This window comes from Campylobacter rectus (assembly GCF_004803795.1).
GTDB lineage: Bacteria > Campylobacterota > Campylobacteria > Campylobacterales > Campylobacteraceae > Campylobacter_A > Campylobacter_A rectus.
On the sequence record NZ_CP012543.1, the window covers coordinates 36,327 to 60,826 of the forward strand.

The 24,500-nt window shown below is 44.0% G+C and carries 18 protein-coding genes, 5 tRNA genes, 2 pseudogenes and 1 CRISPR repeat array; of the genes and pseudogenes, 10 read left to right on the forward strand and 15 right to left on the reverse strand.

All coding sequences use genetic code 11. The features are described from left to right. Positions 1-21: 21 nt before the first annotated feature. From CRECT_RS00195 to CRECT_RS00235, 9 genes are all read right to left on the reverse strand, one after another. The gene (locus CRECT_RS00195) at positions 22-897 is read right to left on the reverse strand and encodes a tetratricopeptide repeat protein (RefSeq protein ID WP_002943405.1); all 876 of its coding nucleotides are present in this window, start codon (positions 895-897) and stop codon (positions 22-24) included. 11 nt (positions 898-908) lie between these two features. After that, a complete protein-coding gene (ccsA, locus tag CRECT_RS00200) occupies positions 909-3,608 on the reverse strand; it encodes a cytochrome c biogenesis protein CcsA (protein WP_002943250.1) in 2,700 nt (899 codons plus the stop codon). Positions 3,609-3,623: 15 nt separating this feature from the next. Further along, a complete protein-coding gene (gene nrfD / locus CRECT_RS00205; protein WP_002943552.1) occupies positions 3,624-4,595 on the reverse strand; it encodes an NrfD/PsrC family molybdoenzyme membrane anchor subunit in 972 nt (323 codons plus the stop codon). A 1-nt stretch (position 4,596) separates the two neighbouring features. Then, positions 4,597-5,283, reverse strand: coding sequence for a 4Fe-4S dicluster domain-containing protein (locus tag CRECT_RS00210; protein ID WP_002943255.1), 687 nt, complete (start codon positions 5,281-5,283; stop codon positions 4,597-4,599). Positions 5,284-5,313: 30 nt separating this feature from the next. Beyond that, positions 5,314-6,126, reverse strand: a complete 813-nt coding sequence (locus CRECT_RS00215; RefSeq protein ID WP_002943470.1) for an FKBP-type peptidyl-prolyl cis-trans isomerase N-terminal domain-containing protein — start codon at positions 6,124-6,126, stop codon at positions 5,314-5,316. A gap of 56 nt (positions 6,127-6,182) precedes the next feature. Beyond that, positions 6,183-8,249: a cytochrome c3 family protein gene (locus CRECT_RS00220; protein WP_039887669.1), complete on the reverse strand. Its 2,067-nt coding sequence runs from the start codon at positions 8,247-8,249 to the stop codon at positions 6,183-6,185. A gap of 95 nt (positions 8,250-8,344) precedes the next feature. After that, entirely contained in the window at positions 8,345-9,769 is a 1,425-nt protein-coding gene (locus CRECT_RS00225) for an ATP-binding protein (RefSeq protein WP_002943441.1), read from the reverse strand. Beyond that, the gene (locus CRECT_RS00230) at positions 9,753-10,448 is read right to left on the reverse strand and encodes a response regulator transcription factor (RefSeq protein ID WP_039887700.1); all 696 of its coding nucleotides are present in this window, start codon (positions 10,446-10,448) and stop codon (positions 9,753-9,755) included. The genes CRECT_RS00225 and CRECT_RS00230 overlap by 17 nt, the downstream gene beginning before the upstream one ends. A 211-nt stretch (positions 10,449-10,659) precedes the next feature. Beyond that, a tRNA-Ala gene (locus CRECT_RS00235) sits at positions 10,660-10,735 on the reverse strand. A gap of 116 nt (positions 10,736-10,851) precedes the next feature. Between CRECT_RS00235 and CRECT_RS00240 the strand changes: the two genes are divergently transcribed. From CRECT_RS00240 to CRECT_RS00260, 5 genes are all read left to right on the forward strand, one after another. After that, a tRNA-Gly gene (locus CRECT_RS00240) sits at positions 10,852-10,926 on the forward strand. Positions 10,927-10,949: 23 nt separating this feature from the next. Further along, positions 10,950-11,036 (forward strand) — tRNA-Leu (locus CRECT_RS00245). A gap of 10 nt (positions 11,037-11,046) precedes the next feature. Beyond that, positions 11,047-11,120, forward strand: a tRNA-Cys gene (locus CRECT_RS00250). A 17-nt stretch (positions 11,121-11,137) separates the two neighbouring features. Next, positions 11,138-11,293 (forward strand): hypothetical protein, encoded by a 156-nt coding sequence (locus CRECT_RS00255; RefSeq protein ID WP_002943534.1) that lies wholly within the window; start codon positions 11,138-11,140, stop codon positions 11,291-11,293. Positions 11,294-11,322: 29 nt separating this feature from the next. Continuing rightward, positions 11,323-11,412 (forward strand) — tRNA-Ser (locus tag CRECT_RS00260). 132 nt (positions 11,413-11,544) lie between these two features. On the opposite strand, the gene CRECT_RS00265 is transcribed toward CRECT_RS00260, so the two are convergent. The 3 genes and pseudogenes from CRECT_RS00265 to CRECT_RS00270 all read right to left on the reverse strand — a co-directional run bounded on the left by CRECT_RS00265 (position 11,545) and on the right by CRECT_RS00270 (position 13,838). Next, on the reverse strand, positions 11,545-12,714 hold the full coding sequence (locus tag CRECT_RS00265; protein ID WP_171992653.1) for a DUF4209 domain-containing protein: 1,170 nt from the start codon (positions 12,712-12,714) through the stop codon (positions 11,545-11,547). Positions 12,715-12,882: 168 nt separating this feature from the next. Beyond that, positions 12,883-13,323: pseudogene (locus tag CRECT_RS13295) on the reverse strand (DUF7380 domain-containing protein); the annotation flags it as partial. A 26-nt stretch (positions 13,324-13,349) separates the two neighbouring features. Continuing rightward, positions 13,350-13,838, reverse strand: coding sequence for a YbaK/prolyl-tRNA synthetase associated domain-containing protein (locus CRECT_RS00270; protein ID WP_002943474.1), 489 nt, complete (start codon positions 13,836-13,838; stop codon positions 13,350-13,352). A 469-nt stretch (positions 13,839-14,307) separates the two neighbouring features. Here CRECT_RS00270 and ung point away from each other — a divergent pair, with 469 nt between their 5' ends. After that, positions 14,308-14,994 (forward strand): uracil-DNA glycosylase, encoded by a 687-nt coding sequence (gene ung / locus CRECT_RS00275; protein ID WP_002943069.1) that lies wholly within the window; start codon positions 14,308-14,310, stop codon positions 14,992-14,994. Between the two features lie 172 nt (positions 14,995-15,166). On the opposite strand, the gene CRECT_RS00280 is transcribed toward ung, so the two are convergent. Continuing rightward, entirely contained in the window at positions 15,167-15,472 is a 306-nt protein-coding gene (locus tag CRECT_RS00280; RefSeq protein ID WP_002943140.1) for a hypothetical protein, read from the reverse strand. Between the two features lie 79 nt (positions 15,473-15,551). Between CRECT_RS00280 and CRECT_RS00285 the strand changes: the two genes are divergently transcribed. Further along, positions 15,552-16,070: a pyridoxamine 5'-phosphate oxidase family protein gene (locus CRECT_RS00285; protein ID WP_002943507.1), complete on the forward strand. Its 519-nt coding sequence runs from the start codon at positions 15,552-15,554 to the stop codon at positions 16,068-16,070. A 675-nt stretch (positions 16,071-16,745) separates the two neighbouring features. Here the strand turns inward: CRECT_RS00285 and CRECT_RS00290 are convergent. Next, entirely contained in the window at positions 16,746-17,015 is a 270-nt protein-coding gene (locus tag CRECT_RS00290; RefSeq protein ID WP_002943553.1) for a DUF5339 family protein, read from the reverse strand. 157 nt (positions 17,016-17,172) lie between these two features. Between CRECT_RS00290 and CRECT_RS00295 the strand changes: the two genes are divergently transcribed. The 3 genes and pseudogenes from CRECT_RS00295 to CRECT_RS00305 all read left to right on the forward strand — a co-directional run. After that, positions 17,173-19,320, forward strand: a complete 2,148-nt coding sequence (locus tag CRECT_RS00295) for a TonB-dependent receptor domain-containing protein (protein ID WP_002943074.1) — start codon at positions 17,173-17,175, stop codon at positions 19,318-19,320. Positions 19,321-19,636: 316 nt separating this feature from the next. Next, positions 19,637-20,821 carry a replication-associated recombination protein A gene (locus CRECT_RS00300; RefSeq protein ID WP_002943301.1) on the forward strand — a complete coding sequence of 395 codons (1,185 nt, stop codon included), beginning with the start codon at positions 19,637-19,639 and terminating at the stop codon, positions 20,819-20,821. A 3-nt stretch (positions 20,822-20,824) separates the two neighbouring features. Next, positions 20,825-21,028, forward strand: a pseudogene (locus CRECT_RS00305) (CRISPR-associated endonuclease Cas1); the annotation flags it as partial. 467 nt (positions 21,029-21,495) lie between these two features. Then, positions 21,496-23,496: direct repeats of the CRISPR family, unit length 30 nt; unit sequence GTTAAAATTTACTCCGTTGGAGTTTGAAAC. Between the two features lie 304 nt (positions 23,497-23,800). Here the strand turns inward: CRECT_RS00305 and CRECT_RS00310 are convergent. Continuing rightward, positions 23,801-24,370: a ribonuclease HII gene (locus tag CRECT_RS00310; RefSeq protein WP_002943230.1), complete on the reverse strand. Its 570-nt coding sequence runs from the start codon at positions 24,368-24,370 to the stop codon at positions 23,801-23,803. Positions 24,371-24,500 lie beyond the last annotated feature (130 nt).

The following is a 24,500-nucleotide window of genomic DNA, read 5'->3' on the forward strand; positions in this document are numbered from 1 at the left end:
TAAAATTTGGTTTTTTAAACCTTATTTACTTATCGATTTTAAAAACTCCGCATTTTCGCATGCGATTTTTAGCCCTTTTTCGCAACTTTTTTCAAAGAGCTCTTTGGCTTTTGCGTTATCGGCTTTGACGCCCTTGCCCTCGGCGTACATTATGGCTAGGTTGTTGCAACCTTTGTCATAGCTTAGAGCGCAGGCTTTTTCGTAAAATTCTTTAGCTTTGCCGTAGTCTTGCTCCGTGCCTTGTCCGAATGCGTATAAAAAGCCTAGATTGTCGCAGCCGATACCTATGCCGCCGGCGCAGGCTTTTTCGTAAAAGGCTTTAGCCTTGCCATAGTCTTTTTCTACTCCCATACCCTCAAGGTGGAGGTAGCCTAGGTTATTGCAGCCCATCATATCGCCGTAGTCGCAGGCTTTGGTATAGAGCGAGATCGCCTTTTTGATATCGGTTTTGACTCCTGCGCCGTTTGCGTATAAAAGCCCTAGCGAAGTGCAGCCTTCGTTATCTTGGCATGCTTTTTCGTAATAAGCTGCGGCTTTGGTGAAATTTTGATCTATGCCGTTGCCGCTCTCGTAGATATAGCCTAGGTTGTTGCAAGCAAGCGCAAATTTGGCATTGCAGGCTTTTTGGTATAACTTTATCGCCTTTTCGTAGTTTTTCTCCACGCCGCCCGTGCCTTCGAAATACACCACGGCAAGATTATAGCAGCCCGAAGCTTTATTTTCCTCGTGGCAGGCTTTTTCGTAGATCTCTATCAGCTTTTTGTGATCGCCGCTTTGCTGAGCTTGTATGCCCTCTTGGATGAAGCCCGCATTAGCGCCGGTAAACAAAAGACTCGCAGCTAGCAAAATTTTCTTAAATTTGCCGGTATTTGCGGCTTTAGCGTAGTTTTTAAACATTTTTTTCCTTTTCATATTGTTTTTACGTTGCGCCCTTTAAAGGCTAGCGCCGTTGCCAAAAGCACGAAGCCAAGCGCGAGATAGACTAAATTTGACATTTGCGGTTGATCTCCGCCGGCGTAAGAGTGCATACCTGTTAGGTAAAAATTTACGCCAAAATACGTCATCACGATCGAGGCGTAGGCAAACACCGAAGCCGTCAAAAAGACATAGAGCGAATTTAGCCTAGGTATCAAGCGTAGATGTAATACTATCGCATAAACCAGGATCGAGACGTAAGACCAAGTCTCCTTGCTATCCCAGCCCCAGTAGCGCCCCCAGCTCTCGTTTGCCCAGATCCCGCCGAAGAAATTCCCCAGCGTCAGTAGGCAAATGCCGATAATCAGGCTCGCTTCATCGATCGCGGCGATATATCTTATCTGCTCGTTTAGGCGGACTTCGTTGGCTTTGTTTTTAAACGCCATTAGCCCTAGCGCGATTAACCCCAGCAAGCAACCAAGCCCTAAAAATCCGTAACTGGCAGTGATGACCGAGACGTGGATGCTAAGCCAATACGACTTTAACACGGGCACTAAATTTGTGATTTGAGGATTTACAAAGCTCATATGAGCCACGAGCATCACGATGCCCGCCAGTAGCGCTGCCGCCGCTAGAGCCAGCAATGAACGCCTAAAAAATATCATCCCGGCTAGCGCTCCTGACCAGCCGATATAGATCATCGATTCATACGAGTCGCTCCAAGGCGCGTGTCCCGAGATATACCAGCGAAGAGCTAGAGCCGCCGTGTGCACCGCAAAGCCTATCGTAAATGCGGCAAATATAGCCCTCTCGAGCGATAAAATCCTGCGCGATAAAAATATCGAGGCAAGCCCTAGGCCCAGCGCGCTAAAGCCTAAAATCCAATAAAAATAAACTAACTTTTTAAATATCGAAACGTGGTTGTAAAAAACCTCGGCTTCTATTCTACGCTCGCTTGGTAAAATTTCGCCCGAGGCCGCTCGCTGGTAGTTTTTTAGCTCTGCTAGTGCAGCGTCGGCCTTGCTCCAGTCGTTGTCCGCTATGCCCTCTTGCAGACCCGTCAGATAGTCGTTTAGCGCACTTTTTACGTCGATGCCCACTTTTTCGTTGTTAAAGGCGTCGTTTGGCGAGAGCCACGCGTTTTGCGGGTCGTTTGGGATCGGGATAAATTTAAAAAACGCGCCCTTAAACGTAAGATAGGCGATATTTAACCGTTCGTCGAATTTGATGAGATCGTTATCGAGCGTGCCTCGTTCCCGGAGCGGTTTTTCGTTCGCGGCCTCGACCCGCGCGGCTAGCTTGTACTCGCCGTTTGCGTCAAATACGCTTCTAAAACTCGCATAATCGCCGTCTAAATTTAAGAGCTTTTTTATCTGCGCATTTTTTACCTTGATGATTTTTAGCTCTTGCCAAAACGCAGGGTTTATGTTCATCCCCAGCACCATTTGCTCGGCGCTTAGGCCATAAAGCGAGTCTGCGCCCGAGATTTTATTTACGATCTCGCTTGCCTCGGTGCTAAGGGGCTTTATCCTACCCATATAGTCTTGCACGAGAAGCTCGGCAAATGCGCCTTTTGTATGAACGGCGGTGTTTGTGGCAAAAGTTTTTAAAATCTCGCTCTCGTTTCGCTCCTGCGCGTTTGCATTAAAATTTAAAAAAGTAAGTGTGACAAAAGCCGCGATGAGCGAAAAGCGGCTGTTTTTGATAAAATTTATGAGCCGTAAAAATCTGCTTTGCCTGGTGAAAAAATTTCCCACTACGCCGACGCAAAGCAAGAAATAGCCGATATAAGTCGGAATTTTGCCCGGGTCGCGATTGACCTCTAGCACGCTGCCTAGCTCATCCGTATCGTAAGAAGACTGGAAAAATTTAAAACCTTCGAAATTTAGCGGATGATTCATATAAATTTTATATCTTTTTAAAATCTCGCCCGCATCCGAGACCGCCTCGACGTCGCTGGCGTAGGATGACGGACTTTGCGAGCCGGGGTAGCGCTCAAGCTCAAATTTAATAAGTTTTATCGAAAAAGGCAAGCTAACTAGCTTTGAGCCCCAGCTTAGCATTATTTCCTCGCCGTCGAAATTTAGCACGCTAGGCTCGCCCAGCCAGCCCACGCCGCCGTGGATTTTAGCCGACTGCTCGCGCCCGCCTTCAAAGCCCGCTTTTATCGCGAGAGTGCCTTGCTCGCCCTTTGGAGCGGGTTTGTAGGAGTCAAATTTGACGGTAAAGCTTTTGGAATTTATGTTTTGCGTAAAGCTGAAGTTATTATCGCCGATTTGGGATAAATTTAGTGGATATTCGAAAAATGCGTCTTTAGTGCGGATCTGCAGATAGGGCTTTACGCTCACCATCTCGTTTTTGCTCTCTCCCTGCCTGACGTGGATGATGCCCTCGGTGCCCAGATATCGCGTCAGAGCCGCTCCGATAAAGATGACGATAAATGCCGCGTGCAGAACAAATGAGCCAAAACGGCGCCACATCTTTGCTTTTATGATTATGCCGAGCAGACAAAGCGCAAGCGCGCTCATAACGATCTCGTACCAAAGCGCCTCATAGACTAAAATTTTAGCCGTCGGAGTGTCGTAAATGCTCTCTAGAAAGGTTGCGACGCCGGCACCGGCGGCCAAAATGAAGAGCAACAAGAGCGCAAATTTATAAGATATAAAAAAATTTAATAAATTTAGCGCTCTCATTGACCCTCCGCAATTTTACATAATTATATCGTAAGTTTGTCCTGCATACAAAATAAACATCCTAAGAAGCAGCACGCCTATGACGCTAGCTAGCGCGCTCGCATAAAATGCAAACGGCGAATGCGCGACCTTTTTGCCGAGCATAAAATTTAAAACGAGCGGCACGCAAAAGCCTATGCCAACGACGCCTAGCCAAAACATTTTCGCATAAAATCCGCTCTTAAAGGCGATGCTGGCGGCTTTTTGCACGTCGCTGCCCGTTACTAGCGAAACGAAAATCATACCGATAAGTAAAATTTCCATCGCTAAAACCGGCCACTCGACGGCGTGTAAAATTTTAAGATCGCCGCCGTGCAAGTCTTCTTTAAAGAAAAATGCGGCTATTAAGCTTGAGCCCGCAATCCCCGCCGATAAGCCCGATGCCACGAAAAGCGCCGGCAAAACGGCGGTATTTAGGATAGGAAATCTAACTAAAACCGAGATCAAAAATCCCGTATAGGCGCAGATCGCAATCGCAAAAACAAGCGTGAGCGCAAGAAGCGGCAGGCGAAGCGCGTTTAAAATTTTCATCACAAGCGCAAAAAGCCCTTTTAAAAACGTAAATTTATGCGTCAAAAACTCCCCTAACTCGCTCTCAAGCGCGTAAAGACAGGCTACGAAGCTAAGCGGGATATAAACGCAAAGCGCCGCCACGCCCACGGACATAACCGAGGTGAAGTTGTAATTGATCAAAATTTTCCAAAAAAGTAGCGGCCGCTCCAAATCGGCTACGAGGCAAACCATACCGAGCAAAATAGTGACCAATGAAAGCAACGACGCAGCCTTAAACAGCGGCGTGCTTTCGGTTTGCTTTTTATAAAGCTTAACAAGGATCGCAACTACTAAAGCGCCGCCGCTCATACCCGCTAGCAAAAGATAAACTGCGATCGGCCAGCCCCACTCCACGCCGTGCGAGAAGGTCGCAGTGAAATTTATGGCTCCGTTCATATCACACCCCCAATCTAACCGCAGGAATATAGCGCAGGCTAGGCTTCGTGCCGCACTCAGGATGCATGCGCAGGCTATCTTTTACGCGAAGTAGCTTGCTGATGTGCGACTCTTCGTCGTTTAGATCGCCAAACACGATCGCCTCGTATCTGCACGCCTCGATGCAGGCCGGCTCGTGACCGTCCTTTAAATTCGTATCCAAGCAGAAGTTGCAGCTCTCTGCGGCTCTTGTTTCGTGATTTATAAAGCGCACGTCGTAAGGACAGGCGACGATGCAGTATTTACAGGCGATGCAATCATCGGTGTTCATCGTCGTGATGCCGGTTTTTTCGTCCTTGTGACAGGCTTTAGTCGGGCACACGCTCACGCACGGTGCGTCCTGGCACTGCTGACAAGATACCCTGACATAGCGCTTTTCTTTCAAATTTAGCGGATCGGTTTTGTCCTGGATAAAAAGCCTCATCTGGCCTTTCGGGACCAAATTTACCTTCCTGCACGCAATCTCGCAGTCGGTACAGCCCACGCATTTGTTTTGATCGAATATCATACCGTAGTGCGGCTTTTTCCCGCCTTCTTTCGCTTCGGCGTCTAAATTTATACTCTTGCCAAACGCGCTAGCCGCGCCGAGTGCGGCTGTGCCCGAGGCTAGGTATTTAAAAAACGTCCTTCTTGAATTTTGCTCTTTCATTTTATTTTCTCCATTTGTATGGATTTTACCTCATCTGCTTACGCTGTTTCCGTGGCTATGCGCGCCGTGAAAATTTCGCGGCTGAGTTTCGCTTAGCTTCTTTGCTTCGCCGGCTAGTTCGCCCGGCTTTAATGCTTTTATCAGCTCGATTTCAAACACGAGCGTCGAGCCCGGAGGCACGCTCTCTATATCCTCATCTCCATATCCAAGCTCCGGCGGGATGACGAATTTGTATTTTGAGTTGCCGTTCATCATAAGTAACCCTTCTTGTAAGCCGTCTATTAAATTTATCATAGATAGATGGGCCGGCGTTTTGTTGTCGCCGGTGTCCTCAAACACCGTGCCGTCTATCAAATACGCTTTGTAGTTCGCTACTATGATGCTCTCGCGCTTTGGCTTATCGCCGTCGCCGAGGGCTAGAACTTCGTATTGAAGTCCGGATTTGGTCGTTTTGACCTTTTTGTTTTTGGCATTTTTGGCCATAAATTCTTTACCGTTTTTTAAATTTGTCTCAAGCGCTTGTTTTTGAGCGATCTGGGTTAGCTTGTCTAATCTCTCGTCGCGCTCGTTTAAAAGCGAAATAATATCTTCGTCTTTTAGTTTTTGCTCTTTTCTAAAGGCGTCCATAAAGCCTTCAATCAAGGAATTTGCGTCAAATTTGACGCCTAGTTTCTCTTGTTTTACCAGTTGATTTGCGATATAAGTTCCCGTTGAAAATCCGATACCGTATGATTCTTTTTGAGTTTGCGTCATCGCCTCTTTTTCGGCGGCACTTACGCACAAAGCGCAACTGGCCGCGATACAAATGGCAGGAAATAGACGTTTATAAAATTTAAATTGCATAGCTTTTACCTTTTAAATTTAGAAGGAGTCGCGCGAACGCGACCCCTGCGAATTTATCATAAATTGTTGTTTATGATTCTTTGAGCTTCTTTGATGTATTCTTTAGAAGCGTCAAGTCTTTGTTTGGTGTATTTAAAGCCGTGCATACCCCATGAGCCGTCTTTTTGTAACAAGTCGATAGTGTCTTGCGCTTTTTCGATTAGCTCATAGACTCTTGTCTTATCGGTAGAACCTAGTTTCTTAGTCTCTAAGATAGCGTAAATTCCCTCGATGCCGATCTTGACTTGAGAGAAGTCGTTTTTAACAGGATTTTGCCATCCCATTACTTCGTCATAAACCTGTTTTTGGTTCTTGAAGTGAAGGGTAGGTTTTAGCTCTGAAACGACAGGGCTGTGGCAACCTTTTGTATCTTGCATATCTTTATCCGCCCAAGATGTTCTAGCGCACGCCCACATAAGATCGACGAAGTTGTGTCCGTTTTTATCTCTTTGGAAGTGCCAATCTTTCGTATCTCTCGGTCCTTTAGCAGCGTCGCCCGGGACTAGAGTTTTGCGAGTAGGATCGATATCGATCTTCCAGATGTGAGATCTTCTTTGAGTATCAAATCCCGCGTTGTCTTGGAACTGGATAGCGTAGAAGTTTTCGCAGCTCATCATAAACGGCATATGGCAAGATGCGCAAGTGTTGTCCTTATGCGTATCGGCTCTTGCGGCGATATAAGCTTGCTCTTTGTGGCAATCTTTGCAGTCTTTTCTAATCTTTGGTTTAGTGTAAAGCGCACTTAGATAGCCTTGCTCTGAGTTGTAGTTTACGCCTTTAATCGTCTTATCGCCTACGACCGGACCTGTGTTGTCGTGAGGATCGTGGCAAGTGGTGCAGCGCATACCTTTATCATAGTGAGCGGTGAAGTATGATTGAGAACCCTCTGATCCGCATCCCGGTCCCATTGATTTAAATTTAGAGCTTAGAGATAGGTCGGGCTTACCGTTGTTTAGCGGATTAGCGCGAGCAAGATCAGGGCTATAGTTAAATCTTTGGTGGCAGCGTTCGCAGTTTGAGGTTCTAAAACTCGTAGCACCGTCAAGGTGACCGCCGGCTCCGTGACACTCCTCGCAGCTTATGCCTTTAGAGATCGTGTGCTTTCGAAGCTCTTTAGCATTACCGAGAGCGGCATAAAATTCTTTCTTGGTTTTAAAGTCGAATTTGAACGGGTGGCAAACCTCGCAGTAAGAGCCGTTTGCTTGGAAAAACATCGACTTTTTGTATTTAGCGGCGTATGAGGCTAGACCTCTTACGTAACCGCCGTTATCGCCGTATTCTTCAAGAGTTTCGGGGAATTCCGGGACGAATTCTTTGATTTTCTTGACGACTTCAGGGGTTAAATTTAACGCCCATGTTCTTTGGAATTGGTTACCGCCGGCTACGACTTTACCGGTACCGTCTTTTAGATTACCGCCTTCGATGTGGTAAGTACCGCGTAGTAGCCATGCATCGACAAAGCCTAATTTGGTTCTTAAGTGTCCGACGGTTGCGTAAATGACGTCCGGAGTAATGCCTTGAGGCAAGATAGACGCGGTGTCCGGACTAAATACCGGATCGGTTAAGTTGTTATTAACCTCCGGGTGCTCGCCCGGAAAGCGGATAGTGGTGGCGTGGCGCGATCTGCTCCATACTTCGTATTGAGCCGGGTGACACTCGCCGCACTTTTCGGGACCTATGAATTTATTCGGAAACTGAAGCGAAGAAGCTGCAGGTATCCTATACATCATAGAGCTGAGGCCTTTACCGCCCTCTCTTTTACTGGCCTTTGACATATCAAAGCCATGTCCTTCGGCAAGCCACTCCAGTCCGCGGTCGTGAACGCTAAGCTTACCGACCGTTTTACCGCCGTATTTTGTAAAAATAGGGTGGTTTTTAAATAACCAGTCATACATCTCTTGCTCTTCCAAGATATAGTCTTGCAAGGATATGACGCCTCTGCTTTGCAGTGTGCCCTTGGGGTTCGCGATTACATCTCGCGCGCTTTGGGACATCTGCATGTTATGCTCTTCACAACAGGCTTGCGATGCGAAGATGCTAACGCCCATGAGTAAACCGAGTAAGACATTACTGAAATTTCTCATGTGTCCTCCTTTAAAATGTGGGTCTAAAATCAAAACGATTTCGTATTGAGAATATTACCGAGAAAAAAGGGCAAAAAAAGGGGAAAATTAATAAATTATGAATTTTTGAAACTAATTGTAAATATTACACCTTGATTTATGTTTTTGGCTTTTATCGTCGCATTGTTTTTTTCGGCTATGATCTTGCTCATATATAGCCCAAGGCCGCTACCCGATTTTTTCGTCGTAAAATGCGGCTCAAAAATTTTGGCGATGAGTGCTTCGTCGATGTTCCCGGCGTTGTTTTCTAGGGTGATCGCTTGCTCGCCGCCTTGCTTAAACGCCGTGATCAAAATTCGCCTATTTTCTTTGGGCGCGCCCAAAAAGGCCTCTTTGGCGTTATTTATGATGTTTATTAAAATTTGAATAAGCTCGTTTATATTTCCGTAAAGCACGAAATTTTCTTTTATCTCTACCTTTATATCTATGACATGCTTTTTAAGAGAAGCGTTTAAAATTTTATAAGCCTGATCGATCGCTTGACACGCGGTAAATTCGCTCTTTGGCATATTCGGATTAAAGAAATTTTTAAAATCTTCGATCGTGCCGGACATAAATTTGACTTGCTCACCCGCTTCTTCGATGGCCTCTTTTAGCTTTTCGGGACTTAGCTTTCCTCGCTCGGAATAAAGCTCTAAATTTACTAGAGCCGAGCTAATCTGCGCTAGAGGTTGGCGCCACTGGTGCGAGATATTGCCGATCATCTCGCCCATAGAGGCTAGGCGGCTTTGATTTATCATCAAAAGCTCGGTTTGAAATTTGGTTTTTTCGTTACTTTTGTGAATTTTATAAACGAAAAATAAAAAAGCCGCAAATATCGCCGTGATCGCGATACCGCTAACGATAAATTCTTGTTTATGATAAAGTAAAATACTTTTTATAGGAATTTTAAAGCTAATCATCGCTATCGTGTCGCCGACCTTGCCTCTAAAATCGCTCAAATTTCCGTATTGTTCGAGCATTTTTTTGGGCGCGCTGTTTATGTTGTGACACTCGATGCAAGAGGGCTGAGAATTTTTTATAGGAAGGCCGACGAAAAAATACGAGGCGTTTTCATCCTCGATGACGTCGGAGTAAACTTCATATTTGCCCTCTTTAAACCCTTCTAAAATTTCGTTTTCAAACTCCGTGCCTTCGTGCTCGGGATTTAGAGGATCGGTTGCGATCAGCTTGTAGTCGTAGTTTATGTTTTTTTTAGCGAGCTGGATTTTGTAAATTTGACGCGTGATATAGGATGAGGACATCAGTCTGGGATCAAAAAGGTCTTTGTCTATCGCACCCTCTTCTTTTAGCTCTTCTATGAGCGGGCGCTGGATCGTTGAGACGTAGTCGCGCACGCCGTTCATAGCATCAAGCACGTAAAAGGCCTCCTGTCTGGCGTCTTTTAGTGCGAGATCTCGGTAAAAGTTAAACACTAAAACCGTCACGGCGGCGTATAAAACGACTAGCAGCAGGACGATAAATTTAAATTTGGACTTCACATAGATATCCTACGCCGTATAAATTTCTGATAGTGCCCTTGCCGATCTTTCGGCGTAGCTCTTTTACGATGGTTTTGATGGCTTCTTTAGTGGGTTGCTCAAATTCCCACATATAGTCAAATAACTGCTCGTAGGTTACGGTTTGGTTTTTGTTGTTTAAAAAATACTCTAAAAGCTTGCTCTCGCTTTTGGAGAGGTGACAGGCCTCATCTTTTATATATATGATTTTTTTACTAAAGTCGTATTTTAGTTCATCGTTTATGTTAAACACTGGCGTGTGGTCGATGAGCTCTAGCGCAACGTCTTTGAGCGCCTCTATAAATGCGTTTTTGTCGTAAGGCTTTGAGAGGTATCTCGTGATCTTTAGCTCGACCGCTCGCCACAAATACTCTTGTTCGGTGTGGCTTGAGATGATGATGATAGGGATTTTTCGGTTTGTAGAGCGGATTTTTTTAGCTACTTCAAGACCGTCCACGTGCGGGACGCTGACGTCTAGGATGAGCGCGTCGTACGAGCCGCTCATAGCTTCATCGAGTGCTTCTAGACCGTCTTTTACGCCTTTTACTTCGGCGAAAAACAGCTCGAGAGAGTCTATCATATTTTTTAATATGTAAGGCTCATCCTCCAAGCAAAGGACTTTTTTGTTGGATAAAACGTCTAAAACGGAGTAGTCTTGCATTTTATTTCTCGTGCTAAATTTTATCGATACTATCACAAGCAAGCTTAAAATGAAATTATTATAAATTTATATAAAATAGTATGAAGTATCGTTTTGAAGGTTATAATATTAATTACAATTTCTAAATTTGATCGAAATTTGCAAATTCGTCTGAGAGCGGCGTATCAGTGTTTTTTGACGACTCGGCTGTAAAATCAACGGGAAAAATAAATGGTGGAGTTAAGCGGGATCGAACCGCCGACCTCTTGAATGCCATTCAAGCGCTCTCCCAGCTGAGCTATAACCCCAATCGTCGAAAAAGATTTTGGAATTATATCATTTTTATCTTACGAAATTTTGAAATTTGATAAAATAAAATAAAATTTTAAGCAAAAATCGGCTAAAATCATCTTTTTCAAAAAATGCGGGAATAGCTCAGGGGTAGAGCACAACCTTGCCAAGGTTGGGGTCGCGAGTTCGAATCTCGTTTCCCGCTCCATCGGTTTTAAATTTAGGGAATTTGCCCGGGTGGCGGAATGGTAGACGCAAGGGACTTAAAATCCCTCGGTATTTTTTACCGTACCGGTTCAAGTCCGGTTTCGGGCACCATTGACTTTTAGGCGACATAGCCAAGTGGTAAGGCATGAGCCTGCAAAGCTTTGATCCCCGGTTCGAATCCGGGTGTCGCCTCCAAAATTTAAGGAGAGAAAATGCGTTATTTATTAATGCTATTATCTACTGCTTTTTTTGTGGTCGGCTGCTCAAACACTTGGCACGGCGTCAAAGAGGACACAAACAACGCCGTCGAGTGGTCAAAGGAAAAAGTCAATAAAGGCGCTTCTTATATTAAGGAAAAAACCGAATAAATTTGGCTATAATTAGCCGCATATTTTTACGGGAGATGGCTGAGCGGTCGAAAGCGGCGGTCTTGAAAACCGTTGAGGTGTGAAAGCCTCCTGGGGTTCGAATCCCTATCTCCCGGCCACTATCTAAACACCTTTCAAATTATCCATTTTTCAATGTTTTAAATATTTTTTAGCCATATTTTTGTTTCAAATTTGGGACTATTTTGCTTAATTATAAAATTTATTACGTATTTATCCGCAAGCTAAGGCGATTAATTCCGGCAAGTGTCTCCAAATAAAACGCAGTTATTAACCACCAGTTTAAGACAAAGCCACCAAATATAAATATCGGCATCGCTTGGAGATCCGCCGACCAGTCCGTGACATATTTTATTTCTGTAGTTTAGGCCTATCGGCTCCGTTAGTAAAAATTTTAGCTCTTCCGTCAAATCTCTCCCGAGCAATTCATATATTTTTGATTCTTGCAAAAGCGAGTTTATGCTTTTTTCCGATTCTACGCCGTTTTTATCGATAGTAGTCGTAGGGATTTTTTCTTGTTGCAATAAAATTCTCGCCAAATGCTCTATTTGAGGTATCAACAAATGGCTTGAAACCAAAAAGTTTCTATCAAAACCGTAATACAAACCTTGCGCCCAGATATCTGCCCTGTCAGCAGGAACTACGCTAGAATTTCTGCAAATATTATAAATGCAGGACATAGACACTCTATGTTCCTCTAAAATTTGCCAAAATGCAGGCAGTATCCTGCAGTCTACCGCCAACTCGACATATACATGGTATTGCTGGTACATTTCATGTTTTAATCGGTCATCTTTTGTAGTTATTTGCGACAATTTTCTTCCGTCGGCATCTACGTAAGTTTGAGTAATAAAATTTGAAAGCGGGGGTTTCTTTAGCAGGTTCTCGGATGACTTTTTGATATCTTCATATAGTGGATTTGCTGTGATATTAGCTAGGCATAATACCGCTTCAGATAGTTGCTTGCCTTTTACTGCTAGCTTTGCATTATTTTGATAACGCGAAATATCGATCTTATCGACAGCAATCAAGCTCATTTCGCTTCTAATATCTTGGTTATTTTGCTCTATCAGCTTGCGTATCTCGTCTATTTTTTGATCGATTCCGAGCTCATTTCTATCTTTTGCAGGAATACTTCTGAGCTCTTTTAGTGCTTGCTCTAGGTATATTTTTGACGATATAGCGCCGCTTTCTTTTGCTTTTTCTATTAAGATATTAGCTATTTTAAGTGCAGTTTCGGCTATTTTGGGGCTATTTTTGAGCTTCTTATACCATTTTTGCGACTCTTGATAATAGTCTATCGCCGCTATAAATTCTTCCCCTTTGGCAAAAGTATCGGCAAAATTTTCTAATTTTTCAGCTACGCTTGGTTGCAGTTTTCTGTTCAGCTCCGCGATATCCAATAAATACGACATCCTTAAGCAGTAGTATTGATCGGTCGGCTCCGCCTTATTAAAACATTCTAAAATTTTATTTAGTATTTCGGCGTATTGATTTTTTGTGATTTTGGATAATAGCGATAGCCTGATAGCCCTTTCAAACGCATCTATATTAAATTGGTTTAGCGACTTTGGCTCTAGAGATATTTTCGAGTATTCATTTATGGCGATCTCTAAAAATTTTATATTTTTGGGAATTTTTAAAATCCATAAAATATCCGCCATCCTTGATTTTAATCTGCAATCGGTTATTTCATCCAAAATACTCTCGAAAAATTCCAAATCTTGCTCGGTAAAATCCTCTAATATCGCTGATCTGCTATTGCCCCAGATGTATCCAGCTTCATATGGTTCGTTTAAGCTTCCCGGTTTTAAAGCCATAGAGTAAGCATTTCTTAGTAAATAAAACACTTTGCTAGCTTTTAAATTTCCATTGCTAAAATTTTCCTTGCACAAGTCCGCGAATTTAGAACTGTAATCATGAAAATATTTTGTATCTTTGAGTATTTCCGTCAAATTTATGCTCGAAAAATCATCTTTGGTTATCGTTGTTTGCCGTATTTCTTCGATCAAATTTCAGCCTTTTTAAACAAAATTTTTCACTCCGTCGTTGCAAATTTGACCAATCTCGGCCGTGCGATGCGTTCATAATCTTTCGTGTTTAAAATGATAGAGCGATCCAGTAAGCCTGCATTAAAGGCGAGCTCTGCATAGCGCACAAACAGGCTCGGATCGGCGATCAGCTCTAGCTCCTCATGAAAGCTAAACGGCGGAACGCTACCAAAGATGCAGTCGGTTAGTCGTATGACCTCATCGGGGCTTGCTAGGCTTGCTCTAGTGCCGCCAAGCGCCTGTGCGATGAGCTGTAAATCAGCCTTGTAATCCGCCGGCAGTACGGCTAAAACATATCGTTTAGCGACCCCGCCTTTTACGACGCAAACGAGCGCCTTAGCCCCCTGCCCTAGCTCCGTTCCGCGCGCTACGGCGACCTCGGCCGAGGTTTTAGCGCTAGCGTGAGATACCGCGCGGAAGTCCGCATTTTGCGTGCTTAGCAGCTCTTTTAATTTCTCGAAAATTTGCTCCGACATCGCTTTCCTTTTATTTAAAATTTAGTTTAAATTATACAGCAAATTTTAAAATGTTCGCCTTTTTACCGCACTCGTCCTTTTTGCAAATTTAAAATTCGTAGCCGTTTTTGCGCAAAAAACGCTTGGGTAGTGCGCCCTAAATTTTTTACCGTATCTTAACGCCCTAAATTTTAAATATTTTTTGGCTATTATTTCTCAAATTTGTCTTAAAATAAGCTAAGCAAGGCGGTAAATTTGAAACAAAACGGCCGGGAACGCCGCCGCCCCGGTTTAGCGTCAAATTTGAGCAGGTTTGTCGCATCCGTGTAAACGGATCTAAGCCGCCGAGTAAATATAAATTTAGCTGATTTTATCGGCTTGCGAACGCAAATTTACGGCGACTTATTTATGCCATTGGAGCCTAAAGGCGCGGCAAAAATAGAGTCGGCCAAACAAAATCGGCAAAATTTAACAAAGGAAAAACATGCAAATGCAAATCGATAAAATCCAAATCGAAGCCGGCTGGAAAGAGGCGCTAAAAGAGGAGTTTTTGAGCGAAAATTTCGCCCGCGTGAAGGAAAATTTCCTGCGAGCAAAGGCTGCGGGCGAGGTCTATCCGCCAAATGCGCTGATATTTAACGCCTTTAATCTCACGCCGTTTAGCGCCGTCAAGGTCGTGATCCTGGGCCAAGACCCATACCACGGTGCGGGGCAGGCGATGGGGCTAAGCTTTTCCGTGCCGCGCGGCGTCAAAATCCCGCCGAGCCTGGCCAACATCTATAAGGAGATCCGCGACGATCTGGGTATCGCGGAGCCAAACTCGGGCGATCTGAGCTACTGGGCGAGGCAGGGCGTGCTACTACTAAACGCGACGCTAAGCGTTAGCGCGGGGCAGGCCAACTCGCACTCGAATTTCGGTTGGCAGGAGTTCACGGACGCTGCTATCAGGAGGCTTAGCGAATGCGCCGAGAACGTCGTTTTCATGCTCTGGGGCAACCCCGCTAAGGCCAAAATCCCTCTCATTGACGCCAACAAACATCTCGTACTAACGGCGGCTCATCCAAGCCCGTTAGCGCGCGGCGCGTTTTTTGGTTGCAGGCACTTTTCAAAGGCGAATTTATATCTCGCCGAGCACGGCAAAGCGCCGATAGACTGGGATCTAAACAATGCGGTTTAGGATGGTTTGAATTTGGCTACGATAAAGCGCATTTTTGTGATTTGGGCTAAATAGGCTACGTCAAATTTGCAATAAAAAGCTCGTCAAACTAGCTCTGGCGGATTTAAAATTTGCCCGTAGAGCTTTTTAGCTTTACTTGGCAAAAGCGGCTCAAATTTTCTATAAAGCAGGCCTACTTTTGCGCTTTCTCCGCCCTCATCTCGTCTAGCATAGATTTTATCTTGGCCGATTCGCGCTCGCAAAATTTCTCGTCGCCGCTTTGTATAATTAACGCCGCTTGGCCATCCTGCGCTTTTTGTAGCTCGCTAAATTTAAGCTCAAAGAGCCTAAAGGCCTGCGGATCGTCTTTTAGCTGCTTAGATTTTATTTCGTAAAGCTCGTTTAGGTAAATTTTGCTTTGATTCACGTACTCCTCGCATGCGTTTTGAGCGCCTAAAGCCAGCGCGCTGAGTGCGTAAAATGTCAATATTTTTCTCATCGTCGTCCTTTAAATTTGCAAAATTATACACTTTTTTAGGGTTTAAATTTTATAATTTTCAAAAATTTAAAGGTGAAAAATGAGACGAAAAGATAGAGAATTAAGCGCGCAAGACGGGCTTGCGATCATCGATGCGAGCGAATACGGCACGATCTCTTGTATCGCGGATGACGGCGAGATATTTAGCGTACCCGTTTCGGTCGTGCGCGAGGGCGCGAGCCTATTTTTACACGGCGCACCCGCAGGCACCAAGGCAAAGCTGCTAAACGGTGGCAAAGAGGCGACGCTGGTTTGCGTTAGCTATGCGCGGGTGCCGGTTCTAACGGACGAGCAGCTGGACGCGATCAAGGATGACGGCAAGGCGCTTGCTGCGAAAGTTTTCACGACCGAATACAAATCCGCCGTCGCCAAAGTAAAGGCTTATCTCGTGACGGACGAGGTAGCGCGGCTGCACGCGCTGAGGCTGCTTTGCGAAAAATACACGCCGGCGTATATGAGCGCATTTGACGTCGCGGCGGCTCATGGACTAAAAGCGACGAATATCTACGAGCTAAAAATCGAAAGCATAACGGCGAAAGCAAAAATCATTCGGGACTGAATTTTGCGTTTATGAGACGGCATCGCTGCGTTAAATTTGACTTGCAAGCCGGCTTTACGGCATCAAATTTAGCTTAGCAGGACGGCTTGCGGCGCCAAATTTGACATTAAAATTTTAAAAATCGATCCGGGCGCGAGCGGGCAAAATTTTAAGCCAATTTTAAAAATTTATTAAATCTTTAAATCTTAAGCTGATGGATAGCCATTATTTAGCCGGCGAGGCGATTTGTGGGGGTATTTTAACGGCTTTAACGTTAATGCTTTTAGTTAATAATTCGCACGGAGAATGGTTGCGAAAAACAGAGGCTTTACGAGCCAAATTTAAATATCTGAAATTTTGCCTCTCAAATTTATCTTAAATTACCACTAAAATTGTCCAAGCAAATTTTAGCGAATTTGTCGCCATTATGTGGTTTAAAAACGGACCTATAAGTTCAGGCGAGGCCATACGCCAAATAAACCTATGAGTTTGCGCCAGGCAACAGATGCTTTCACGTCTCTTCCACGGAGTCGCGGTTAACAGGTTCGCGTCTTTGGCGGCGTATAGCTCGACTATCTCGCTTGCGGCAAATTTACAGACGTCAAACCGCCGAATTTACAAATAAAATTGAAATTTAAATAAAATAGGAAAATTTATGTATATTAAAAACAAAACCCCTCCAAAAGGAGGGAAAAATCACTTAGGTAATGTAGCTATAACTTGTTTCATTTGTTCAAGAGCGGGTTTGCAAGCCGCCTCTTGAGCATCTTTTGGAAGCTGGGCAAACTGAGCTTTTTGGCTCTCGTAAGTAGATTTCATAGCTGCCATTTGCGGGTTGTCTTTTGTTTTTTCGACAAATTGATCAACTAGCTTGAAATACTCCTCGCAAGCGGGCGCAAGATCTGCCGCAGATGCGCTAACGCCCATTATGCCAAGAGCGGCAACTACTAACAATGACTTTTTCATATGTTCTCCTTAGATGAAATGGAGTCGCATTATAACATTTTTTCTTTATCTGTAAGTAAAATTTAAAAATTTTGTTAAAAATAAAACTTAAATTAAATAAAAAGTGCTAAAATTATACCAACTATCAATATTTCTATCTTAATGTAAAGGATAAGTCATGAGTAAATTTAGTGTTATCGCAGCTGCGGTTTTGTTTGGAGCGTGCTCGGCTCTCGCGCAAACGGGAGATTCGGGCGCCAAGTTTAAGCGCACCGATAGCAATGCGACCGAATCTGTAAAGCTCGATATGGTTTCGGTCACGGCAAACAGGAGCGAAACCGACGTCGCTAAATACGCCGGCCAGGTTAGTGTTTTAAATCAAAGCGACTTGATAAAATCGCCGTCTGTCATCGACGCTCTGGGCTCTGTGCCCGGTGTTATGCTTGGAAACGACTACGGCAGGCAAGTTGGCCAATACTACAACATCCGCGGTTTCGGCTACCAAAGCGAAGCGCGCGTCATCATCGAACAAGATGGCATCAAGCGCTCGCCTTCGCTTTTTTCAAATCAAATTTCAAGCTTTCGCGTGGATAACGACCTGCTAAAGCGTGTCGAGGTCGTAAAGGGCGCTAGCTCGGTTTTGCACGGTAGCGGCGCAGTTGGCGGTATCGTGAGCATGAGGACTAAAGATGTGAGTGACTTTATAAACTCCGGCAGCAACTATGGCGTTACGATCGGCCATCGTCAAGAGAGCAACCATATGAGCTCAAATCGTGCTGCTATTGCAGCCAAGCCGGTAGAAAATTTCGGAATTTTGCTTTACGGTAAGCACGCGGACTTCGGCAAAATAAAGATGGCTAAAGACGGCAAGCGTTCGGGTGTGAAATATGCAGCGAATGACGAGCAGATAAACACCGTCTTCGCTAAGACAGAGTGGGCGATAACCGACGAACACGCTTTGGAGGCCAGTGTATTTAATTATCACGAAAAATTCTCCTCTTTTCCTTGGCAGTCGCTTTACTGGAGTGAGGATGAAGAGTTGCCTACTTCAGGACGGCTAAAACAGCGAGATTACAGCATAACGTATAAATATACTCCGCTCAATAACAGATGGATAAATCTTTCCGCTCAGTATTACAACGCTAAAGCGCTAAATCATAGGATTAGAACTGGCTTTGATAGAGGCACTCCAGTCTATATCGACTATAAAAACAAAGATGACAGATGGGGCGTCAGGCTTAAAAATGAAAGTCTATTTAACACGGGTTGGCTGGAGCATAGACTAGTTACTGGTATCGACTATGAGCATAGAAAAGAGGATGCGATATTTTGGTTTAACGGCAAGCTTAACGATTTCGGTTCGTTTCCGAATTTTTATAAAGACCTCGGCATCTATACACAAGACGTATTTAACATAGGCAGATTCGAATTTACTCTCGGCGGTAGATTTGATAAATTTAAACGTGGGATTAAAGTCGGCGACCGTAACTCCTACTCCGAGTCGAGATTTTCTCCGAAACTGGGCCTTGCATATGAAATCTTTGATGGTATAAATTTGCTCGCAGGATATGCCGAAACCTTTAGAGGGCCTACTCCGAACGAAACCTCGTCGGCAGGTCCGCTAAATCCGCACTACTGGTATATCCCAAATCCAAGCCTAAAGCCTGAGATAGCCAAAGAGTACGAGGTAGGCTTTTCTATCGACAAACAAGGTCTTGCGGGTAATGACGAGCTATACTTTAAGGCCACCTACTACGACGGTAATGTCAAGGATATGATAAATTTAAAAGCGAAGCCGAGTAATCCGCCATTTGATCCGGATGCGAAATTTAGGCGCTACGGAATGTATGAAAACGTAGATAACGCAAAGCGTAGAGGTATCGAGATCGAATCCAAATACGCTATAAACAATCTTACGTTTTCGCTCGGATACGACCACACGAAAATTTACGACAAAGCGACTAAAAAAATACTCACCGTCTATGCAGACAAGCTAACTTTGGGTGCTATGTATAGATATGAGCCATGGGGGCTGAGCCTTGGAGGTGATATGACGCATTGGTTTAAGCCTAATAACGATGAGAAATATTTCATCGTACGCGGTAAAAAATACGAAAATGTAGACGAGACCTTTACCATTGTAAATTTCAAGGGTAAATGGGAACCTAAAAATTTCGACAGCTATTTGCTAAACAAAGGGCTTAAAATCAGCTTTGGTGTGAATAACATCTTTAACAAAGAATATATATTCGCAAACGGACTTAAGAAAACTAGCAGAGTTGGCAAAGGCAGAAACTTCTACGTAGATTTTGAAAAGACGTTTTAAGTTTATTATGGTAGGCGAGCTAAAATCAAGCTAAATTTAGCTTAAATTCGGTTCGTATCCGCCTTTAAATTTGCCCTAAATTTAGGGCAAATTTTACTATTTTTAGATACTCGTTTGTGCGGGTATCAAATCGCAACGACATTAAATTGACTACTGTTTTGTTTAAATTTTTCGTTTGCTATAGGCGGTGCTAGGGCGTCAAATTTTATCCCGCATTTGCTTTTTCTTGCCGGCTCAAATTTGACCAGCCCGCTCTCGCAATCCGCTTCTTAATTTAAATTTGACTATAATACTTTAAAATTTAAAAGGAGCAAATTTGCAAAATTTCGCCTTGAAATTTCGCCCGCGCAGTTTAGACGAGATCTGCGGACAGCGCGAGCTGGTGGGCGTTTTTAAAAAATTTATCGAAAATAAAAAAATCCCGCACAGTATATTTTACGGGCCTGCAGGCTGTGGCAAGACGAGCTTCGCTCGCGTCGTCGCGCGGTCGATGGAGTATGATTTTTACGAATTTGACGGCGGAAATCTCAAGATCGAGGAGTTTCGCAAAATCCTAAAAAATCACGAAAATGCGCTTTCTAAGCCGCTATTTTTCATCGACGAGATCCACCGCCTCAGCAAAACGCAGCAAGAAGCCCTGCTGATACCGATGGAAAACTACCGCGCCGCCATCATCGGAGCCAGCACGGAAAATCCATATTTCACGCTAAGCTCGGGTATCCGCAGTCGTTCGATGCTATTTGAGTTTAAACCGCTTGCGAGCGAGGATTTTGAAAAACTGCTTGAGCGCGTGAGGGGCGAGGTTAAATTTGACATCTCAGACGAAGCCAAGGCCTATCTCATAAAAAGTAGCGGCGGAGACGCGCGCGGGCTGTTAAATTTGCTCGAATTTGCCGTGAGTCTGGGCGAAGAAATAACGTTAGCGAATTTAAAAACACTGCGAGCTAACGCCGTTAGCGAAGGAGTTAGCGAGGACGACGTGCATTACGGGCTGGCGAGTGCATTTATAAAAAGCCTGCGGGGAAGTGACGAAAATGCCGTCATATACTATCTAGCGCGGCTTATCGACGCTGGCGAGAGCGCTGATTTTATCGCGCGAAGGATGGCGATATTTGCCAGCGAGGACATCGGTAACGCTAACCCTAACGCGTTAAATTTAGCCGCTAACGCGCTTGCCGCCGTTAGCAAGATCGGCTTCCCCGAGGCGCGCATAATCCTCGCTCAATGCGCGATGTATCTGGCTCACTCGCCAAAGTCAAATTCCAGCTACAAAGCCATAAACGCCGCGCTAGCCTACGTAAAAACCGAGCAGCCGCTAGCCATCCCGCCATATCTCATCAACACCGCACCCGAGGCCAAGGACTATCTGTATCCGCATAGCTTCGGCGGCTGGGTAGAGCAAAAATACCTCGAAAGGCCGCTTAAATTTTACGAGAGCAACGGTATCGGCTTTGAAAAAACGCTGGACGAGTGGCTGGCAAAGATAAAGTCTAAAAGGTAAAATGAGCTTAAATTTGACGCCGGTCGGATAAAATTTAGCAACGACGCCGTGCAAAAGATCGAGCTAAAAATGATCGCGAGGCTTGGCGAAACGGTCTTGCTAAACGGGCAAAACCTCACGTGGCGGCAGGTGATCCGCCGCGAGGCTAATCAGATCAAAAAATGTATCTGCGAAGATGCGCCTTATGAGGGATTTAGGTGGGGATAAATTTGATATTTTGTCTGTAAGAGGCAGCAAGTATCTTGGTTGCATTTTGATGATTTGATTTTAGCGCCTTGACTTCATTAAAATGTGGCATAAAAACCGCTACGCATTTACGGTCAAATTTGACCTATGCGCCTTTGGCTGCGGTATTGGTTTTTGCACTAAAACAGCGTTTGTGATTTTGCTTTGGATGTTTGTGATAAAATATAAAATGCACCCGACTTATAAAATTTGCTTTGATCGCTATGGTGAGTTGGATGTTGTTAATTTGCTCTTACCGTAACGGGACATTTGATCTATAGGTGCCCTTTTTAAATCTAAACTATGTCGATAAAGCTTTTTCTAAGATTTTAGAAATGATGAAATTTAGGGTATTTCGTATCGATACTATTTTGCTTTTTATACAAATTTAAGGCGTAAAAATATAGACTTTGAGTTTTAATAGCCCTAAAAATGCATATTTTGGTGCTGTTAAAATTTACTCCGTTGGAGTTTGAAACTCCAGAAAGCCAAAGCGACGCTTTTAAAAAGTTTTGTTAAAATTTACTCCGTTGGAGTTTGAAACTAACGTTGCTTATAATGAAGTTTTAAAACGCTTAAGTTAAAATTTACTCCGTTGGAGTTTGAAACTCGATACCGGACACGGCTTGTTTGATTTGCTCGTAGACCGTTAAAATTTACTCCGTTGGAGTTTGAAACCGACTACAAGAGGCGCGCTCAAAAAGTCGAAATCTGTTAAAATTTACTCCGTTGGAGTTTGAAACTTATTTTAACTTTCACGAGACAAGGCATGGGCGTAGTTAAAATTTACTCCGTTGGAGTTTGAAACATCCGTGCGTTTTTACTGCAAATTTAGAAAATCAAGGTTAAAATTTACTCCGTTGGAGTTTGAAACTTGCCGAAAACAAGTCCGTTACAAATGCCTCTTTGTTAAAATTTACTCCGTTGGAGTTTGAAACAACTGGTTTATGCCCAGTTCTTGTAATTTCGCAGCGAGTTAAAATTTACTCCGTTGGAGTTTGAAACTCGGTAATATAATAGAAATTGTCCTTCTTGTATAAGTTAAAATTTACTCCGTTGGAGTTTGAAACGTAAAAAACAGCTATCGTCAAAGGGGGTTTGGCGATGTTAAAATTTACTCCGTTGGAGTTTGAAACCCCATCATACTTACGTTTGAAGAATTGGCCGCGATTAGTTAAAATTTACTCCGTTGGAGTTTGAAACCTTGTTAGTCTTATGTTGGCTATTGTTTTTCAAAGTTAAAATTTACTCCGTTGGAGTTTGAAACAACGCCACAGCGCATCAACTCATCCTCTCCGAGGGTTAAAATTTACTCCGTTGGAGTTTGAAACCTTAGGTATTGGAGATAGTTCAGCCCCTCTTTCAGGTTAAAATTTACTCCGTTGGAGTTTGAAACAAAACAAAGGAGTAAATCAAGGTGTTAAAACTTGAGTTAAAATTTACTCCGTTGGAGTTTGAAACTATACAAAAGAAAAATTATCATCCAAAAAATAAAGTTAAAATTTACTCCGTTGGAGTTTGAAACGTCAATGAAAAAGCTAACGGACTATCAGATAGCGTTTGTTAAAATTTACTCCGTTGGAGTTTGAAACAACATCGCGAACGAATTTACAAAACTATCCTTGACGGTTAAAATTTACTCCGTTGGAGTTTGAAACTCGGAGCGGTAGCCGGAGCCCTCATAGGCGGAGCATTGTTAAAATTTACTCCGTTGGAGTTTGAAACTTACACCGCCAACGCTCGGTTTCTCCACCCATTGGCGTTAAAATTTACTCCGTTGGAGTTTGAAACCCGCTGTAGTCGATTTTGCCAATAAACCAAATATCGTGTTAAAATTTACTCCGTTGGAGTTTGAAACAAATACTCTTGAGTATTCTCGCAATCATCGAATTGCGTTAAAATTTACTCCGTTGGAGTTTGAAACAGGTAGAAAAGCTTTTCGCCCTCGATCTCCTCGCGTTAAAATTTACTCCGTTGGAGTTTGAAACTCCCCGTCATTCCTGAAGGAGTTGTAGACTTGGTAGTTAAAATTTACTCCGTTGGAGTTTGAAACCGTTTGAAATAGCTTGCGATCTAATCGAACGAGCGGCGTTAAAATTTACTCCGTTGGAGTTTGAAACGCAAAGATGAATTAACAGACAATAAAACGGTATTTGGTTAAAATTTACTCCGTTGGAGTTTGAAACCCGTAGGCTTTCCGCATACTACGCAAAAGGGCTGTCTGTTAAAATTTACTCCGTTGGAGTTTGAAACAAAATCTTAGCACCTAGCCAATTTTTAGGCGTAGCTGTTAAAATTTACTCCGTTGGAGTTTGAAACAACGTAACTACAAAACAACTAAGAAGCACCTAAAACCGTTAAAATTTACTCCGTTGGAGTTTGAAACCGGCTAATTCCCGCAGCTTCTATAATCTTTTGAGGTTAAAATTTACTCCGTTGGAGTTTGAAACTTTTTTACAGCTTTTTACGCTAGGCGTTTCAGCTAGGTTAAAATTTACTCCGTTGGAGGAAGGGTGAAACTCTCAAAGCTCACGTTTTTGGCCTTGCTTTGGCGTTAATTCTTCTTTATCGGAGCCAAAGCGCTTTTGGGTTCATTTAAGCGCTTAAACGTCTGTCTCGTTTTATTTCCTTGGGTCCTAAAACCGCCGAGCAAGCCGACTCCGCTTAAATTTAGCATCTCGGACATCATCGCCCAAATGTTTCGATCCGTTTTGCCGGAGAAAAACGTACGTCAAAAAACCGCCAAAACAAATTTCACTCGTCAAACAGCCCTTTCTCAAAGCTTTTCACGCGAAAGCTGCGCCTTTGCAGCGGCGAGTCGCCCAGCCTCGCGATCGCGTCCAGATGCGCCTTCGTGCCGTAGCCCTTATGCGCGGCGTATCCGTAGCCGCCGTGCACGCCGTCCCACGCTCTCATCAGTACGTCGCGGCTTACTTTGGCTAGGATGCTGGCTGCACTTACCTGCGCGACTTTGCCGTCGGCTCCGACCATGGTTTTTACGCCCGTACCGTAGTTTGCGTTGCCGTCGTAGAGCGGCTCGCAGCCTGCAAAATGCGACTTAAACAGCCGTAGCGCGCGCCTAAGACACTCGCTAAGCCCCAGCTCGTCGATTTGCTCGTTTGAAAAATACGCGATAAGAAATTCCGAGTTTCCCGCGATCTGGCCAAACAGCTCCTCTCGTCGCTTCGCCGTCAGTTTTTTTGAGTCGTTTGGTCCCGCTATCTCGCGCTTTAGCACGCACGCAGCTACAGCTAAAGGCCCTGCCAGCGCACCGCGACCGGCCTCGTCGATACCGCAGATTTGGGCGTTAGATTTGTTTTTCATCGGTGTGCTTTCTTGTTAAATTTTACTTTTTTAAGTATAAAATTTATCGGCGTAGCGATATTTTTGTGCTTGAGAGTTCCGTCTTGCCGAGCGTAAAATTTGCAAAATTTAAGCTGACAAATTTTGTCTC